17 protein-coding genes are annotated in these 17407 nt (G+C 59.3%); 3 read left to right on the top strand and 14 right to left on the bottom strand.

Annotated features, from left to right (window positions below; all coding sequences use genetic code 11):
* Positions 1–262 precede the first annotated feature (262 nt).
* Positions 263–1045, bottom strand: coding sequence for a lysine/arginine/ornithine ABC transporter substrate-binding protein ArgT (gene argT, locus ABLV64_RS17515; RefSeq protein WP_348843040.1), 783 nt, complete (start codon positions 1043–1045; stop codon positions 263–265).
* 40 nt (positions 1046–1085) lie between these two features.
* Here argT and ABLV64_RS17510 point away from each other — a divergent pair, with 40 nt between their 5' ends.
* The gene (locus ABLV64_RS17510) at positions 1086–1247 is read left to right on the top strand and encodes a hypothetical protein (protein WP_004140952.1); all 162 of its coding nucleotides are present in this window, start codon (positions 1086–1088) and stop codon (positions 1245–1247) included.
* A 56-nt stretch (positions 1248–1303) separates the two neighbouring features.
* Here the strand turns inward: ABLV64_RS17510 and ABLV64_RS17505 are convergent, their stop codons facing one another.
* The 10 genes from ABLV64_RS17505 to pdxB form a co-directional block, all read right to left on the bottom strand.
* Complete coding sequence (locus ABLV64_RS17505; protein WP_017899515.1) at positions 1304–1897, bottom strand: UbiX family flavin prenyltransferase; 594 nt, start codon at positions 1895–1897, stop codon at positions 1304–1306.
* Between the two features lie 137 nt (positions 1898–2034).
* Complete coding sequence (gene purF / locus ABLV64_RS17500; protein ID WP_004180758.1) at positions 2035–3552, bottom strand: amidophosphoribosyltransferase; 1518 nt, start codon at positions 3550–3552, stop codon at positions 2035–2037.
* Positions 3553–3585: 33 nt separating this feature from the next.
* On the bottom strand, positions 3586–4074 hold the full coding sequence (gene cvpA / locus ABLV64_RS17495) for a colicin V production protein (RefSeq protein ID WP_002913214.1): 489 nt from the start codon (positions 4072–4074) through the stop codon (positions 3586–3588).
* 217 nt (positions 4075–4291) lie between these two features.
* Complete coding sequence (gene dedD, locus ABLV64_RS17490; protein WP_004201770.1) at positions 4292–4978, bottom strand: cell division protein DedD; 687 nt, start codon at positions 4976–4978, stop codon at positions 4292–4294.
* Positions 4968–6236 carry a bifunctional tetrahydrofolate synthase/dihydrofolate synthase gene (folC, locus tag ABLV64_RS17485; protein ID WP_064183446.1) on the bottom strand — a complete coding sequence of 423 codons (1269 nt, stop codon included), beginning with the start codon at positions 6234–6236 and terminating at the stop codon, positions 4968–4970. The genes dedD and folC overlap by 11 nt, the downstream gene beginning before the upstream one ends.
* Before the next feature lie 75 nt (positions 6237–6311).
* Positions 6312–7232 (bottom strand): acetyl-CoA carboxylase, carboxyltransferase subunit beta, encoded by a 921-nt coding sequence (accD, locus tag ABLV64_RS17480; RefSeq protein WP_004201773.1) that lies wholly within the window; start codon positions 7230–7232, stop codon positions 6312–6314.
* A gap of 185 nt (positions 7233–7417) precedes the next feature.
* Positions 7418–8077, bottom strand: coding sequence for a DedA family protein (locus ABLV64_RS17475; RefSeq protein WP_002913221.1), 660 nt, complete (start codon positions 8075–8077; stop codon positions 7418–7420).
* Positions 8078–8103: 26 nt separating this feature from the next.
* Complete coding sequence (gene truA / locus ABLV64_RS17470) at positions 8104–8916, bottom strand: tRNA pseudouridine(38-40) synthase TruA (protein WP_004201775.1); 813 nt, start codon at positions 8914–8916, stop codon at positions 8104–8106.
* Positions 8916–9929, bottom strand: a complete 1014-nt coding sequence (locus tag ABLV64_RS17465) for an aspartate-semialdehyde dehydrogenase (RefSeq protein ID WP_004201776.1) — start codon at positions 9927–9929, stop codon at positions 8916–8918. Before ABLV64_RS17465 ends, truA begins: the two co-directional genes overlap by 1 nt.
* 63 nt (positions 9930–9992) lie before the next feature.
* Entirely contained in the window at positions 9993–11129 is a 1137-nt protein-coding gene (pdxB, locus tag ABLV64_RS17460; protein WP_069135489.1) for a 4-phosphoerythronate dehydrogenase PdxB, read from the bottom strand.
* A gap of 110 nt (positions 11130–11239) precedes the next feature.
* On the opposite strand from pdxB, the gene flk reads away from it, so the two are divergent.
* A complete protein-coding gene (flk, locus tag ABLV64_RS17455) occupies positions 11240–12217 on the top strand; it encodes a flagella biosynthesis regulator Flk (RefSeq protein WP_017899511.1) in 978 nt (325 codons plus the stop codon).
* Between the two features lie 86 nt (positions 12218–12303).
* On the opposite strand, the gene ABLV64_RS17450 is transcribed toward flk, so the two are convergent.
* Positions 12304–13479, bottom strand: coding sequence for an MFS transporter (locus ABLV64_RS17450; RefSeq protein ID WP_023318791.1), 1176 nt, complete (start codon positions 13477–13479; stop codon positions 12304–12306).
* A 209-nt stretch (positions 13480–13688) separates the two neighbouring features.
* Entirely contained in the window at positions 13689–14909 is a 1221-nt protein-coding gene (fabB, locus tag ABLV64_RS17445; protein ID WP_002913291.1) for a beta-ketoacyl-ACP synthase I, read from the bottom strand.
* 158 nt (positions 14910–15067) lie between these two features.
* On the opposite strand from fabB, the gene mnmC reads away from it, so the two are divergent.
* Positions 15068–17056, top strand: a complete 1989-nt coding sequence (gene mnmC, locus ABLV64_RS17440) for a bifunctional tRNA (5-methylaminomethyl-2-thiouridine)(34)-methyltransferase MnmD/FAD-dependent 5-carboxymethylaminomethyl-2-thiouridine(34) oxidoreductase MnmC (protein WP_004201784.1) — start codon at positions 15068–15070, stop codon at positions 17054–17056.
* A 61-nt stretch (positions 17057–17117) separates the two neighbouring features.
* Here mnmC and ABLV64_RS17435 read toward each other — a convergent pair whose 3' ends face one another.
* Positions 17118–17399 carry a YfcL family protein gene (locus ABLV64_RS17435; RefSeq protein ID WP_004201785.1) on the bottom strand — a complete coding sequence of 94 codons (282 nt, stop codon included), beginning with the start codon at positions 17397–17399 and terminating at the stop codon, positions 17118–17120.
* Positions 17400–17407 lie beyond the last annotated feature (8 nt).

Raw genomic sequence — 17407 nt, 5'->3', positions numbered from 1 at the left:
TCCTCGACAGACTGTCATTCTAACGGGTTTATTAGAACTATTAACACCAGTTATCGTGCCATTATTCGCCCCTTGAGGGCAAAGATTTATGCACCAGAAAGGCCATTTTTTTGCACCACAAACGCTTAACTATGCATTTTTTAGCCACAAAAGCGCCTGCCTTTGCACTAAAATGATCCACAGCGTCTGGCGATGCACCTTTTCAGGGCTTTTACACGAGCATGGCGGCAGGCCCACCCGATAGCGCGGGCCTGCGGCAGTCTTAGTCGCCGTAGACGTTAAAATCGAAGTATTTCTTCGCCATTTTGTCGTAGGTGCCGTCTTTGCGCATCTCGCCCAGCGCTTTATCAAACGCGGCTTTCAGCTCGGCGTCGTCCTTACGCAGGCCGATACCGGTGCCGTCGCCAAAGTACTTTTTGTCTTTAACGGACGGGCCGGCAAAGGCGAAATCTTTCCCGGCAGGCTGCTTCAGGAAGCCTTCGCTGGCGGCGACTTCATCCTGCAGCGCCGCATCCAGACGACCAGCGGAGAGGTCGGAATAGATCAGGTCCTGGTTCTGATATGCCACCACGTCAACGCCTTGGCTGCGCCAGCGATCGTTAGCATAGGCTTCCTGCGTGGAGCCCTGCAGCACGCCGACGTGCTTACCTTTCAGCGCCTCCAGCGTCGGCTGGTTCGGCGAGCCTTTGGCCGCGATCAGCCGGGAGTCGGCGGCATAAAGCTTGTCAGAGAAGGCGATCTCTTGCTGGCGCTTCTCGGTGATGGAGAGCGAGGAGATGATGGCGTCAATTTTCTTCGCCTTGAGGGAGGGGATCAGGGAGTCAAAATCACTGCCGACCCAGGTACATTTCACCTTAATACGGGAGCACAGTTCATTGCCTAAATCGATATCAAAGCCAACAAAGTCCCCTTTCGCGTCTTTCGACGAAAAGGGTGCATAGGTCGCGTCAGTGCCAATGCGAATGCTCTGCGGCAGAGCAGCAAACACACTGGCCGTGCTGCTCATTCCCACGAGTAAAGAGAGAGCCAGAATCGTCTTCTTCATACAGTACCCTTAAGTGTCGTGATGTGGTGCGTTGCTTGTTATGGTGATTGCCGATCAATCCTGCAGTTTTTGTGCCATCTTCCCGGTGCGTGCCGGGAACAGGGTTAAATTTGTTAAAATAAAGTTGCAGGATTGTCTTAAAAGGGAAGATACCAGCATTACTGGCGAAACCGCAGCGCCTGAGCGCAAAAAGACGAAATAAATGTCGAGGATTTGATCGGGACGACAAATTTGCACCAGCGCAGCGCAAGCGTACATTTATCGCACCTGGTTGGTGCAATCCTGTGACCCTTGCCAGCGCGTAAATAAGTCTTGTTCCAGGCTAATGTCGAACTGATCGAGTACCCGGTTGACGGTCTGGTTGATAACATCATCCAGGCTTTGCGGCCGATGGTAGAAGGCCGGCACCGGCGGCATAATCACCGCCCCCAGCTCCGCAGCCTGCACCAGCAGTCGCAGATGGCCAAGATGGAACGGAGTCTCCCGCACGCAGAGCACCAGCGGACGACGCTCCTTCAGCACCACATCCGCCGCCCGCGTCAGCAGACCATCCGTGTAGCTATGGACAATACCCGAGAGCGTTTTCATTGAGCAGGGTAAAATCACCATCCCGGCGGTTTTAAACGAGCCGGAGGAGATACTGGCGGCGATGTCGCGGGCATCATGCACCACATCAGCCAGCGCCTGCACTTCACGCACGGTAAAGTCGGTCTCCATCGCCAGCGTCTGGCGCGCCGCCTGACTGAGGATCAGATGGGTTTCAATATCCGGCACATCCCGCAGCACCTGCAGCATCCGCACGCCATAGATGGCGCCGCTGGCGCCGGAAATGCCAATAATCAGTCGTTTCACGTTCTGTTACCCCTTGCGCGTCATGCCGCAGACTTTGCCGGATTATAGCCGTTGGCGCAACCATTGACGCACCGTTGCCGGGCGAAAAAAAGGCCCGCCGTCCATCAGGAACGGCAGGCCCGCGACGCGTGAACGGCTTAACCCTCGTTGTGCATCTCGAGGTTTTCGACTTCGTTCTGCAGCTGAACCGCTTTGGCATCATCGTTACGCAGGGAATCGAGGTAGTCGAGGTACTGCTGGTCGACATCCCGGGTGACGTACACGCCGTTGAACACAGAACATTCAAACTGCTGAATATCCGGATTTTCCGCGCGCACCGCCTCGATCAGATCGTTGAGATCCTGGAAAATCAGGCCATCGGCGCCGATGATCTGGCGGATCTCATCCACTTCGCGGCCATGAGCGATAAGTTCGTTGGCGGTCGGCATATCGATACCGTACACGTTCGGGAAACGAATTTCCGGCGCGGCTGAGGCCAGATACACTTTTTTCGCCCCTGCTTCGCGCGCCATCTCGATGATCTGCTCCGAGGTGGTGCCGCGAACGATGGAATCGTCCACCAGCAGCACGTTCTTATCGCGGAACTCCGCACGGTTGGCGTTGAGCTTGCGGCGCACAGACTTACGACGCAGTTGCTGGCCCGGCATGATAAATGTGCGGCCGACGTAGCGGTTCTTCACGAAGCCCTGTCGATAAGGCTTGTCGAGGATGCGGGCGATCTCCAGCGCGATATCGCAGGAGGTCTCCGGGATCGGGATAACGACGTCAATATCCAGATCTTCCCACTCGCGGGCAATCTTCTCGCCCAGCTTGGTTCCCATATTAACGCGGGCGCTGTAGACGGAAATTTTGTCGATAAACGAGTCCGGACGGGCAAAATAGACGTACTCGAACAGGCACGGGTTGCTGACCGGGTTATCGGCGCACTGACGGGTAAACAGCTGGCCCTTCTCGGTAATATAAACCGCTTCGCCCGGCGCCACATCGCGCAGGAATTCAAAGCCAAGGGTGTCAAGCGCCACGCTTTCCGAGGCCACCATATACTCGGTGCGGCCATCGCCTACGTCACGTTTGCCCAACACCAGCGGACGAATGCCGTTCGGGTCGCGGAAGGCCACCATGCCATGACCGATGATCATCGCCACGCAAGCATACGCGCCGCGGATCAAGCGGTTGGTCGCCGCAATCGCGGCAAAGATGTTATCCGCTTCCAGTGGGTAGTGACGGAAGTTATCCAGCTCACTGGCGAAAATATTGAGGAGGATTTCGGAATCTGAGGTGGTATTGATGTGGCGGCGTTTTTCTTCAAACAGCTTTTTACGCAGCTCATGGGCGTTGGTCAGGTTGCCGTTATGCGCCAACGTGATGCCATACGGCGAGTTGACGTAAAACGGCTGCGCTTCGGAGGCGCTGGAGCTGCCCGCCGTGGGGTAACGCACGTGGCCAATCCCCATATTGCCCTGCATACGCTGCATATGGCGGGCTTCGAATACGTCGCTTACCAGCCCGTTAGCCTTACGCAACCGGAAGCAGTTGTTGGCATCAATGGTGATGATGCCAGCGGCATCCTGTCCACGGTGCTGGAGCACCGTTAGCGCATCATAAATCGACTGGTTAACCGGCATAACACCGGCGATACCGACAATACCGCACATACGTCTTTTCCTCGTTCAGCAACGACCTAAAGTCTATACTTTAGGCAAGAAACTTGACGAGCTTTGCAGGTATTCAAAAAACCATCTGATGACGGGGGTAAAATAGGGAATAAACTGCGACTGATGCCAGTCATCGCTCTTCGCCATCCCGGTAAAGGTGTCAAGGAAGAACAGAATAGCGGCGATGATCAGCACCCCACGTAGCGCGCCGAAGCAGATCCCCAATACCCTGTCGGTACCTGACAAACCGGTCTTCTCCACCAGCTGGCCTATCACATAGTTCACGATAGCGCCAACGATGAGCGTCACGATAAACAGCGCCGCAATAGCAATCCCATTTCGAACCCGTTCATCCTCAAAGCCCGTAAACCAGACAGACAGATCAGCGTAGTAGTGGCTGGCGACATAAAACGCGCAACCCCACGTGACTAACGATAAAGCTTCGCGAACGAAGCCGCGGATCAGGCTGACCAGGCAAGAAAGACCCAGCACCGCCATAATGGCGTAATCAATCCAGACCATATACGTCCCACGATTTTACGCCCTGTCGTCCAGTTCGGGGCGCATTCTAACAGAAAAAGAAAACGTTTGCGTAGGGATTTCCTTGCCCTACAGAAATAAAAATGGCGCTGAAAAAACATTCAACGCCAGACTGTCTTTCGCCTCTTCAGGGCGGCTGAGACAGGGTTTACGGGGCGTTTAGCCCCGCCGCGTTCTTTCCGCATCGCGGAAAAAACAATCAGTTCGGGGTGAAGCCCATCACTACCCCGCTGAGCCCGGAGATCTGTTGCAGATCGCCCAGCTGGCCCTTGAGCTTGTCTTTTGACGCATCCGGCCCGACGAGGATACGGGTAATTTTACCCTGTACCGGCGTCGAAGGCGACGTATACACTTTGAAGCCCGACGCCCGCAGTTTACCAACGATCTCGTTCACCTTATCGGCGTTCTTCAACGCGCCCAGCTGAACCACATAGGCTTTGCCGGTCGGCGCCGGCAGGGCCGCCTGCTGCTGCGGTTGTTGCTGCTGTGGCTTAGCAGGCGGTGGCGTTGGCGTCGCGGCCTGCTGTTGCGGCTGCGGCTTCGGCTGAGGTTTAGGCTGGGGTTTCGCGGCCACTACCGGCTCCTGAACGTCATCGAAGCTGTTGCTGTTCACCGGGATACGCGACGGATCTAACGATGGCGCGGCGGCATCGCCCGCCCGCACCTCTTCCGCCGCCCCTTCCGGCGGCTGCGAAGGCAGCGCCTGAGTCGCCGCCGGAAGCATATCCGGTTCATCACGATCGCCCGGTTTCGGCACCAGCGGGATCGCGGCAAACTCATCCTGGTAATGCTTTTTCTGCCCGTCCAGCAGCCCTGGCAGGATAATCACCCCCAGCGCTACCAGCACGATTGTCCCGACTAAACGGTTCTGAAACTTACTCGCCACCGATTCTCCCCGCGTCTATCTCTTCCATAACCTGTGCGACCGTGTGAAACGAACCACACACCAGCACGGTATCTTCCACTTTAGCGTCAGCCATGGCCGCATGCCACGCCTGCGCCACGCTGCTATAGACTGTGCCGCCACGCAAATGTTCCACCAGCTGCTCCGCCGTCGCCCCGCGCGGCCCTTCCAGCGGCGCGCAGTACCAGGCGTCGACTTCCGGGGCCAGATTGGCCAACGTGCCGGCAATGTCCTTATCATGCAGCATACCAATAACCGCCAGCACGCGTCCCGTTTTCGCTAACGTTTTGAGACGCCCGGCGAGATAAGCCGCCGCGTGCGGGTTATGCGCCACATCGAGGATCACCCGCGGGGCGTCGCTGATTATCTGAAAGCGTCCCGGCAGCATCGCGTCGCGGATCCCCGCGCGCAGGATAGCGTCATCCACGGCAAGTCCGCTGGCGCGCAGCGCCGCCACGGCCGTGGCGGCGTTCGGCAACGGCACCTGAGGCAGAGGCAGGTGGCTTAACGCCCCGCCCGCGTCGCGGAAAGACCATGTCTCGCCTTCCACCTCATAGCGCCAGTCGACGCCGCGGCGCTGGAGCAGGGCGCCCTTCTCGCTCGCCACTTCAGCAATGGTGTGCGGCATATCCGGCTCCCCTACTACCGCCGGTTTTCCGTCACGGAAGATACCGGCTTTCTCCCGGCCGATACTTCCGCGATCCGGTCCCAGCCAGTCGGTATGATCGAGAGCGATGCTGGTAACCACGGCGACATCGGCATCCACGATATTAGTGGCGTCGAGACGGCCGCCGAGCCCCACCTCCAGGATCACCACGTCCAGCTGCGCCTGCTTAAACAACCATAGCGCAGAGAGCGTGCCGTACTCAAAGTAGGTCAGCGAGATGTCGCCCCGCGCCGCTTCAATCTCCGCAAACGAGGCCGTATGCGCCGCCTCCGGCAGTTCCGCTCCCTGAATGCGCACGCGTTCGGTGTAACGCACCAGATGCGGAGAGCTGTAGACCCCCACTTTATAGCCAGCCGCCATCAGGACGGTTTCCAGCGTGCGGCAGGTGGTGCCTTTGCCATTGGTACCCGCGACCGTAAAGACGAACGGCGCCGGTTTGACGATATCCATCTGCCGCGCGACCTCGCTGACGCGCGCCAGCCCCAGGTCGATGGTTTTACTGTGCAGATGTTCCAGATAAGAAAGCCACGTAGCCAGGGGCGACGTGGCCTGAGGAATAGGATCTTTTTCCATGATGCCCGCAAGAATTGACGGTTAACGAGTATGAATAAAAAAGGGCAGCGCCGCCAGGCCCTGCCCTCTGCTTTATCAGGCCTCGGGTTCCTGATCCGGTGCCGGCGGCACCACCACGCCTTCATGAGGCGTTTCCGAAGCGGCAACCGGCGCCGGCAGGTTCATCAGCTTCGCCAGAATGCTGGCCAGCTTGAGACGCATTTCCGGACGGCGAACGATCATATCGATCGCCCCTTTTTCAATCAGGAACTCACTGCGCTGGAATCCCGGCGGCAGCTTCTCACGTACGGTCTGCTCAATGACGCGAGGACCGGCAAAGCCGATCAGCGCTTTCGGCTCGGCAATGTTCAGGTCACCCAGCATCGCAAAGCTCGCCGATACGCCGCCCATGGTCGGGTCGGTCAGCACAGAGATGTACGGTAATCCGCGCTCCTGCATTTTCGCCAGCGCCGCGGAGGTTTTCGCCATCTGCATCAGCGACATCAGCGCTTCCTGCATACGGGCGCCACCGGAGGCGGAGAAGCAGATCAGCGGGCAGTTATCTTCCAGCGCCTGCTCCACCGCGCGCACAAAGCGTGCGCCAACGACGGAACCCATCGATCCCCCCATAAAGGAGAATTCAAAGGCGGCGGCCACAACCGGCATCGCGTAGAGCGTACCTTTCATTACCACCAGCGCGTCTTTCTCGCCCGTCTCTTTTTGAGCGGACGCCAGGCGGTCTTTGTATTTTTTTGAATCGCGGAACTTCAGCACATCTTTTGGCTCAAGTTCGCTACCCAGTTCCACCAGAGAACCTTCATCCAACAGGCTATGCAGGCGATTACGCGCCGACATGCGCATATGGTGATCGCACTTAGGACAAACCTCCAGGTTGCGCTCCAGCTCGGCGCGGTAGAGTACCTGACCGCAGCTGTCGCACTTGGTCCATACACCCTCAGGAATGCTCGCCTTGCGGGTGGGAGTGATGTTGCTTTTAATTCGTTCAATCCAGCTCATTGATAACCTTTCTGCCTGAACCTGGTCGATGCCAGTTTTGTCGTAAGGGGCGCATAATGCCATTTTTGCCTCTTACAGACCATGAATGTTGCACATTAAATCATATCATCCCGGAACATGGGATAAAAAAGTGGTCAAACCGCTGCGCGTGACGCTCTGCACCGTCACGCGCAACACAGGCTAAACTACTTCGCCTGCTTCGCCGCCGCCCGCTTATGGCGAATAATCTCAATCACGCCCGGCAGGACGGAAAGCACGATGATCGCCACGATCAGCAGCTTAAGGTTCTCCTGCACCACCGGCAGATCGCCAAACAGATAGCCGGCGTAGGTGAACAGCAGCACCCACAGCAGCGCCCCGACGACGTTATAGGCCGCAAAATGACGATAGGACATATGCCCCATTCCCGCCACAAACGGCGCGAAGGTTCGGACTATCGGCACAAAGCGCGCGAGGATAATGGTTTTTCCGCCGTGACGTTCGTAGAAGCTATGGGTTTTATCCAGATAGCTGCGACGGAAAATCTTCGAGTTCGGATTGCTGAACAGCTTTTCGCCGAACAGCCGGCCAATGGTGTAGTTGACCGCATCGCCGACGATAGCCGCGATAACCATCAGCAATACCATCAGATGGACATTAAGATCGTTGGTGGGCAGGGCCGAGAGCGCGCCCGCGACGAACAGCAGGGAATCTCCCGGCAGAAACGGCGTCACCACCAGCCCGGTTTCGCAGAACAGAATCAAAAACAGAATGGCATAAACCCAGACGCCGTACTGGGCGACCAGCTCGGCCAGGTGCACATCAATATGCAGGATGAAATCAATTAAAAAGTGAATCAAGTCCATGTTTGTCTTTACCCTTAATGACCCTATTAGTCCGCCAGAAACAGCGGGCCCATTGGCAGCACCGGTAAATCATAATGGGCCGGGTAATCCACCGACACCAGATACAACCCTTCCGCTTTTGCCGTTGCCGCAGCGAGCGTCCTGTCTTTTGCTGCCAGCAGTTCTGCCATCCAGCTCTCCGGCTGGTTACCGGCCCCGATTTCCATCAGGCTGCCCACAATATTCCTGACCATATGATGTACAAAGGCATTCGCTTTGATATCCACCACCACATAAGCGCCGTAACGGGTAACGTTAATGTGCATCACGTTGCGCCACGGGGTTCGCGACTGGCACTGCACTGCGCGAAACGAGGTAAAGTCATTCTCCCCCAGCAGACACTGCGCGGCGCGCTGCATGCGCGCGGCGTCGAGCGGCTGGTGAAAATGCGTGACGCCATGACTCAATACCGCCGGACGCAGGCGATGATTATAGATGACGTAACGATAGCGGCGCGCCGTGGCGCTGAACCGGGCATGAAAATCCGCCGGTACATGTTTGACCCAACGCACCGCGATGTCACCAGGTAAATTCGCATTTACCCCCAGCGTCCAGGCGGCATCTTTACGCTGCGCCCGGGTTTCGAAATGCACCACCTGGCCGGTGCCATGGACACCGGCGTCGGTGCGGCCGGCGCAAAAGACGGTAATCGGTTCGTTCGCCACCTGCGAGAGCGCCTTTTCCAGCTTCTCCTGCACGCTGCGCACTTCGTTTTGCCGCTGCCAGCCGTAATATTTGCTACCGTCGTACTCGATGCCCAGCGCGATTTTACAGACCGGCTGTTGCTCCATCTCAGACATCAGTACAGGTACTCCTCAATCAGCTTCTCGGCGATCTTCACCGCCATCAGCGCGCCGCCGAAGCGGACGTTATCCGCCACCGACCAGAACTGGACCTGCTCCGGCATGCCGTAATCATTATGCACGCAGCCGATGGAGAGACGGGCGTTACCGGAGGCGTCGCCAACCTGAGTGGGGAATTCGCCCTCTTCAGACAGTTCGATCTCCTCGCCGCGGGTAAAGGCGTCACGCGCCTCTTCCGCCGCCAGCGGACGCATCGCTTCAAAGTTCACCATCTGCGCATGGCCGTAGAAGACCGGCGACTGGACGACGCTGGCGGAGATCATCAGCCCGTCATCCTGCAGAATTTTGCGCGCTTCATCGACGATACGGCGCTCTTCGCGCACGCTACCTTCACGATCCGGCAGTAGAGGCAGCATGTTGAACGCCAGCTGGCGGCCAAAGAAATCGTCTTCATCGATGGGGATGCCGTTCAACAGCTTGGCGCTCTGCCCTGCCAGCGCATCCACCGCTTTTTTCCCCTGCCCTGAGGCGGAGAGCAGGTTAGTGACGCTAATGCGCGACAGTCCACCCTGATCGATAAGCGGCTTGAGCGCCGTCAGCAGCTGGCTGGTCAGACTGTTGGGCACCGCAATCAGATTGCGGTTGCGGTAATCGCCTAACACAAACGGGTTCACGTCCGGCACCACCAGCGGTACGTCCGGCTCCAGCGCAAACAGGCCGCTGAGATCGATAACCAGACACCCGGCGTTTGTCGCATCTTCGACATACGCCGCACTGGCTTCTGCGCCTGCGGCAAAGAAAGCCAGCTGGGCCTGGGTCCAGTCAAACTCGGCGGCGTCCTTGACGATCACCGACTTGCCACCAAAACGCAGATGTTCGCCCGCGCTTTCATTGCGCGCCAGAGCAAAAATCTCCCCCACCGGGAACTGGCGTTCAGCAAGAGTTTCGAGCAGGGCTTCGCCTACGGCGCCCGTTGCGCCCAGTACGGCAATATTCCAGCCTTCAGACATGGTGGTTTACTCCAGAAATAAAGCGGCCCTGCCGGAGTATCCGGCAGGGGCATTAAGAAGACATTAACGAACAGGATGATGCACGGCGTTAAAACCGAGCTGGCGCAACAGGGCCGCCGCCTGCTCATCGCTGCACTGCACGTACAGCGAAGACCATTCGCGACGTTCCTGATAATTTTTACGCAGCTTGTCGAATTCACCGGCGACGCCCGCCACCTTCCGCAGCGGCGCATCATCGCGGCGCACATCATACACCAAATGTACCAGTCTTTTCAGCGTCGGCTGATCGAGCGGGCCATGCAGGGTGATGCGGCCAAACTCCGGGGCCGGCAACAAGGTATCCAGCGCCACCTGCTGCGGATGGCCGATAAAGGCGCTATAGGCTTCGAATACCTGCGTCGTCCCGCGCGCCTTCCCTTCAAGGGTATAGCCGGCGATATGCGCCGTGCCGATATCCACTCGCTTAAGAAGCTCTACGTTGAGATCCGGCTCCGGCTCCCAAACGTCCAGCACCACGCTCAGGGACTGACCGGCTTCCAGTCGTTTCAGCAACGCAGCGTTATCCACCACCGGCCCGCGGCAGGCGTTGATCAAAATCGTTCCGGGCTTCAGGCGGCTAATCAGCGCCTCATCCGCCAGATGCAGGGTTTTATATTGCCCTTCTTTATACAGCGGGGTATGGAAGGTGATGACATCAGCTTGCTGGACCAGATCGTCGAGGGAGCGGAAGTCGCCTTCGTCGCCGCGGTCGGCACGCGGGGGATCGCAAAGCAGGGTTTTGATACCCAACGCCTCCAGGCGCTTTTGCAGCCGCCCGCCGACGTTACCGACGCCGACGATCCCGATGGTGCGATCGCGCAGCGCGAAGCCGTCACGTTCAGCCAGCATCAGCAGCGCTGAAAAGACATACTCCACCACCGCGATGGCGTTGCAGCCGGGCGCCGCGGAGAAACCAATCCCCGCCTGCTGCAGCCACGCCTGATCGACATGATCGGTGCCTGCGGTCGCGGTGCCGACGAACCTGATGGCCTTGCCGGCAAGCAATGCTTCATTGACCCGGGTGACCGAGCGCACCATTAAGGCATCCGCATCGGTCAGGGCATCGGCCGGAACCGGGCGGCCCGGGATCGCCTGCACGTCGCCTAAACGGCTAAAAAGCTCACGGGCATAGGGCATATTTTCATCAACGAGGATTTTCACAGTTCAGTACCTGTCTGAGAACGAGAGTTAACCGGGGAAGTGTGCCATAATCTGGCCGCCAGGCATACTCATCACCTGGTTCCAGTACCGCGATATCGAAAGGATGAATCATGACGCACCCCCTTGCAGATATGCCAGACCGTCCTCCTGGGCGAGGCCCATCAGGCACTGCCGCCACCGGCGAACCTTCGCTTTCCATGCAGCAACGCACCGTCCTGGAGCGATTGATCACGCGCCTGGTGGCGCTGACCTCGCAGCAGAATGCGGAAGTGTGGGCCTGCGTCAAACATGATCTCGGACTAAAAGGCGACACGCCCCTGCTGGCCCGCCATTTCAGCGCCGCAGAGGCCAGTCTCAACCAGCGCTTAGCCGCCGCGCAGGACAATCATCATCATCGCCAGACCCTGGCGCAGCTCAGCGATCTGCTCGGCCAGGGCAATAACCGCCAGGCGGTGAGCGATTATATTCGTCAGCATTATGGGCAAACGGCGCTGCATGCCCTCAGCCAGACGCAACTGGAGCACATTCTGCATCTGCTGCAGCGTGGTCAGCTGTCTATCCCGCAGCCGCAGCAGCGCCCGCCGACCCTCCGCCCGCTGTTGCCAGCCGAGCACAACACGCTCAATCAGCTGGTGACGAAGCTGGCGGCCGCCACTGGCGAACCAAGCAAGCTGATTTGGCAGTCCATGCTGGAACTTTGCGGCGTCAAGTCCGGGGAGCTGATCCCGGCGACGCACTTCACGCCGCTTTCCTACTGGCTACAGGCGCGGCAGACCCTCAGCGCGCAAACCGCGCCGACGCTGACCTCGCTGCAGGGAGCGCTCAAGCAGCCGCTGGAGGCCGCAGAGTGGCAGAAGATTGTCGACTTTGCCCGTCGCAACTGGCAGGTTACGCCGCAGACCACGCTGAGCCCGGCGCAGATCCTGGCGCTGTTGAACAAGGTGTTTGTGCTGCGGGTAGCCCGCGCCCAGGAGACGCTGGCGATCCCGCAGGAGGAGCCCGTGACCAGGCGGACATGGGCCGCTAAGCCCTGGCAGCTGGCGCTGGGCGCGGTTGTCCTGCTCCTGGTGCTGTGGCTCCTGCTGTAGCCCAGCAGGCACAGGTGGCGTTCACGGCTCCCTTTCATGCCAAACGCCACGGTGTTGACTACAGCGGTTTCAGGCCGGACAACAACCTAGCGGCGAAATGAGATGAGGGTGACGAGGATCCCCAGCGCCGCGCAGAGGGCGCCGGCAAGAAATACCGACGAGTAGCCCAGCGAAGTGGCCAGTAGACCGGTCAGCGGCCCGGTCAGGCCATAAGAGATATCCTGAAAGGCTGCATAGCCGCCGAGCGCAGTGCCGCGCACCTGCGCCGGGACGCGCTTCACCACCTCCACGCCAAGCGACGGGAAAATAAGCGAACAGCCGCATCCGGTCAGCGCCGCGCCGGCCAGCGCTACCCAGACGCCCGACGCCAGCCCCAGCAGCGTCAGACCGACCGCCTCTATCAGCAGCGAGACCATCGCCACTTTAACGCCGCCAAACCGATCCGGCATCCAGCCGAACAGCACCCGCATCAGCACAAAAGCGCCGCCAAACGCCGTCAGGGTAAAGCCGGCCATCGGCCAGTGATGGCTGGCAAAATAGAGGGAGACGAAGGTGCCGATCACCGCAAAGCCGACGCCCTGCAGGCCCAGACCAATCCCCGGCCGCCAGATCATGCCGATGACGCTCCACAGTGAAGGCCGCTCGCCTCCGTGCGCCGCCACTTTGCGCACCGTCCCGTTGATGAGCCAGGCGACGAGCGGCAGTGCCATGGTGACGCAGGCGAGGACCGCCACGCCAAAATGGCTATATATTAACAATCCCAGCGGGGCGCCCACCGCCAGCGAACCGTACATCGCCATACCGTTCCATGACATCACTTTGCCGGAGCGGGCCGGACCCACCAGTCCCATCCCCCAGCTCAGGTTGCCGGTCAGCAGCTGGCTTTCGCCAAACCCGAGAATCAGGCGGCCCAGCAGCAACAGGCCCAACTTCGCGAACACCGGCAGCGGCAGCAGCGCAGCGGCCAGCCAGGCCGCACCGGCCAGGGCGCAGGCCAGCATCCCCTGCAGGACGGAACGTTTGGCGCCGTACTGGTCTGCCAGACGCCCGGCGTAGCCGCGGGTCAGAACGGTGGCGAGGAACTGGATCCCCACCGCCACGCCGACCACAGTGTTACCAAATCCCAGCTCCTGATGGACAAATAGCGGGATCACCGGCAGCGGCAAACCGACGGTCATATAGGTCAAAAAGACGGCGAATGTAATGCGAAAAAGCGAAAAATTCGCGGAAGAATGAGATGTTGTTTCAGTGACTGCGGACATGCATTACTCCAGATTCGCAGAGTAAGGCGAGCAAAGCGACACGCCCCCTCCACCTGACTATCAGGGTTAAGGCGCGTTGGTTGACGTTAAACGCTTACGCATTAGTGGAGAGACTAATGGATTCGCCAGCAGTGTGCCTGCGGGACCTTACCCTGTCAAGATGACAAAAAAGGGGAGCCGTTGGCTCCCCTCAGTGCATCGCGTGCTGATTAGGCGTTGTATTTACGCATCACCAGCGTGGCGTTGGTGCCGCCGAAGCCGAAGCTGTTGGACATCACGGTGGTCAGCTTAGCGTCAGTCGGTTTGGTGACGATGTTCAGGCCGGCTGCCTGCTCGTCCAGCTCTTCGACGTTGATGCTCGGCGCGATAAAGCCGTGCTCCAGCATCAGCAGGGAGTAGATAGCTTCCTGTACGCCCGCCGCGCCCAGCGAGTGGCCGGTCATCGCTTTGGTCGCCGAGATAGCCGGGCTGTTATCGCCGAACACTTCGCGGATCGCGCCCAGCTCTTTCACGTCGCCGACCGGCGTGGAGGTGCCGTGAGAGTTCAGGTAGTCGATCGGGGTATCCACGCCGTGCATCGCCATCTGCATACAGCGCACTGCGCCTTCACCCGATGGAGCTACCATGTCTGCGCCATCGGAGGTTGCGCCATAGCCGACGATTTCGGCATAGATGTGCGCGCCGCGCGCCAGAGCATGTTCCAGCTCTTCCACCACGACCATACCGCCGCCGCCGGCGATAACGAAGCCGTCACGGTTGGCGTCATAGGTGCGGGAGGCTTTTTCTGGAGTGTCGTTGTATTTGGTGGACAGCGCGCCCATGGCGTCGAACTCGCAGGCCATTTCCCAGCACAGCTCTTCGCCGCCGCCGGCAAAGACGATATCCTGTTTGCCCAGCTGAATCTGCTCTACCGCATTACCGATGCAGTGTGCGGAAGTGGCGCAGGCGGAGCTGATGGAGTAGTTAACGCCGTGGATTTTAAACGGCGTGGCGAGGCAGGCGGAAACGCCGGAAGCCATCGCTTTGGTGACCACATACGGACCCACGGCTTTCAGACCACGCGGGCTACGCATGGCATCAGCGCCGAAGACCTGGAATTTCGGGGAGCCGCCGCCGGAGCCTGCGATCAGGCCGACACGCGGGTTATTCTGGTATGCTTCCGGCGCCAGACCTGCGTCGGCAACGGCCTGTTCCATGGACAGGTAAGCATAGATGGAGGCGTCGCTCATGAAGCGCACTACTTTGCGGTCAATGAGGCCAGTGGTATCCAGTTTGACGTTGCCCCATACGTGGCTGCGCATCCCTGAATCTTTAAGCTCCTGAGAGAAAGTGATCCCTGAACGTCCTTCACGCAGAGATGCCAGGACTTCCTGCTGGTTATTACCGATGCTGGAAACGATGCCCAAGCCAGTAATCACTGCACGTTTCATTAAATACCTCTGTAAGTCTCACTATTTTAAGTTTCGTGTCGCACAATAGCGTACACTTGTACGCCGAACAAGTCCGATCAGACATTTTGTGTATAAATTTGCGCCCTCAGGCACACATCGCTAAGATCGCGCTACGCCTTGTGATTCGAGTAACTTACGTGAAACAAAACGCTATACAACCCGCCAACCTGGAATTCAATGCTGAGGGTACACCTGTTTCCCGAGATTTCGACGATGTTTACTTTTCCAATGACAACGGTCTGGAAGAGACGCGCTACGTCTTTCTCGGCGGAAATCGCCTGCCGGAGCGCTTCTCCAGCCACCCTCGCCCGCTGTTGATCGTCGCGGAGAGCGGCTTCGGCACCGGGCTCAATTTCCTCACTCTCTGGCAGGCGTTTGACGTTTTTGTTCGCGATAACCCGGACGTTACCCTGCAAAGGTTACATTTCATCAGTTTTGAGAAATATCCGCTGAAGGCGGAAGATCTCCGCCTGGCGCACCAGCGCTGGCCAGAGCTGGCCCCATGGGCAGAACAGCTGCAGGCGCAATGGCCTTCGGCCTTCGCCGGGTGCCATCGTCTGCTGCTCGACGGCGGACGGGTGACGCTCGATCTGTGGTTTGGCGATATCAACGAGCTGACCAGAGAGCTGGATGATTCGCTGAATCAGCAGGTGGACGCCTGGTTTCTCGACGGCTTTGCCCCGGCGAAAAATCCCGACATGTGGACCCAGGATCTGTTCAATGCCATGGCGCGCCTGGCGCGTCCCGGCGGAACACTGGCCACTTTTACCTCCGCCGGTTTTGTCCGCCGCGGCCTGCAGGAAGCCGGATTTACCCTGCGTAAAACCAAGGGCTTCGGCCGCAAACGGGAGATGCTGACCGGCGAGATGGCGCAAACGCTGGCCTTTCCGGCGCGCGCGCCCTGGTTCGCCCGCCGAGGCAGCGAGGCCCGCGAAGCGGCCATCGTCGGCGGCGGTATCGCCAGCGCCCTGCTCTCCCTGGCGCTGCTGCGTCGCGGCTGGCAGGTGACCCTCTACTGCGCGGACGACGCCCCGGCGCAGGGCGCCTCCGGTAATCGCCAAGGCGCGCTCTACCCGCTGTTAAGCCAGCACGATCCGGCGCTGGCGCGCTTTTTCCCGGCCGCCTTTACCTTCGCCCGCCGCACCTACGACGCGCTGCCGGTGCTGTTCGATCATCAATGGTGCGGGGTCACCCAGCTTGGCTGGGATGAAAAAAGCGCGCACAAAATCGCCCAGATGTTGGCCCTGGAGTTGCCCCCTGATATCGCCTGCGCGGTGACGGCGGATCAGGCCGCGGAGCTGACCGGCGTCGAGACCGGCTGCGGCGGCATAACCTATCCGGCCGGCGGTTGGCTGTGTCCACAGCAGCTCACCGCCGAGCTGCTGGCGCTGGCGGCAACTCGCGGTCTGCACGTGCATTATGGTTATCAGGTCGAGACGCTGAGTGCAGAAGGCGATGGCTGGCTGCTCAACCACCAGCGCTATCATCAGGCGGTCGTGCTGGCCAACGGCCACCGCATCGCGGATTTTGCGCAAACCGCGCCGTTGCCCGTCTATCCCGTGGGTGGCCAGGTCAGCCATATACCCACCACCCCGCGGCTTTCCGCTTTGCGCCAGGTGCTGTGCTACGACGGCTACCTGACGCCGCAGAATCCGCAAAACCAGCAGCATTGTATTGGCGCCAGCTACCATCGCGGCAAAACCGACACCACCTTCAGCGAAGGAGATCAGCAGCACAACCGGCAACGGCTGATCGACTGCTTCCCGGGCGCGGAGTGGCCGCAGGACGTGGATATCAGCGCAAGTGACGCCCGCTGCGGCGTGCGCTGCGCCACCCGCGATCATTTGCCGATGGTCGGCAACGTGCCGGACTATGCGGCGACATTGACGCAATACGCCAACCTCCACGAACGGCAGGATAGCGCCGGTAGCGCGCCGGTCTTTCATAACCTGTTTATGCTTGGCGCCCTCGGATCGCGAGGCATTTGCACCGCGCCGTTAAGCGCTGAGATACTGGCGGCGCAGATGAGCGCTGAACCGCTGCCGCTGGATAGCGACACCCTGGCGGCGCTGAATCCGAACCGGCTATGGGTGAGAAAACTGCTGAAGGGAAAAGCGGTGAAATAAAACCATGAGGGCAGGCAATTTCCCGGGTACGGCTGACGCCTGACCCGGGCTACAACATGGCTCAGGCCTGATTTTTTGCCTGCAGATACAGGTTTTCCCACATGCCCTGCACCAGAATTTGGTCCGGCGGCGACAGCTCGCCAGCGCCGATGGCTTTCTCCAGGCTATGGCTGACTTTGCTGTGTACCGCTTCAGCTGAATGCTCGCCCTCACCTTCCAGCTCTGCCACCGCCAGCGTCAGGTGGCCGCGCAGATAACCGCCGGCAAACAGTTCATCATCACTGGCGTGGTCTACCATGTTGTCAATCAGCGCCAGAATGCGTGATTCAAACTCCGCGATCATCGTCTTAC

The organism is Klebsiella sp. JB_Kp031 (genome assembly GCF_040064295.1).
In the GTDB taxonomy this organism is placed as follows: Bacteria; Pseudomonadota; Gammaproteobacteria; order Enterobacterales; family Enterobacteriaceae; genus Klebsiella; species Klebsiella quasipneumoniae.
The sequence above is the reverse complement of the archived record's forward strand: the minus strand, read 5'-3'. Positions and strand labels throughout refer to the sequence as shown.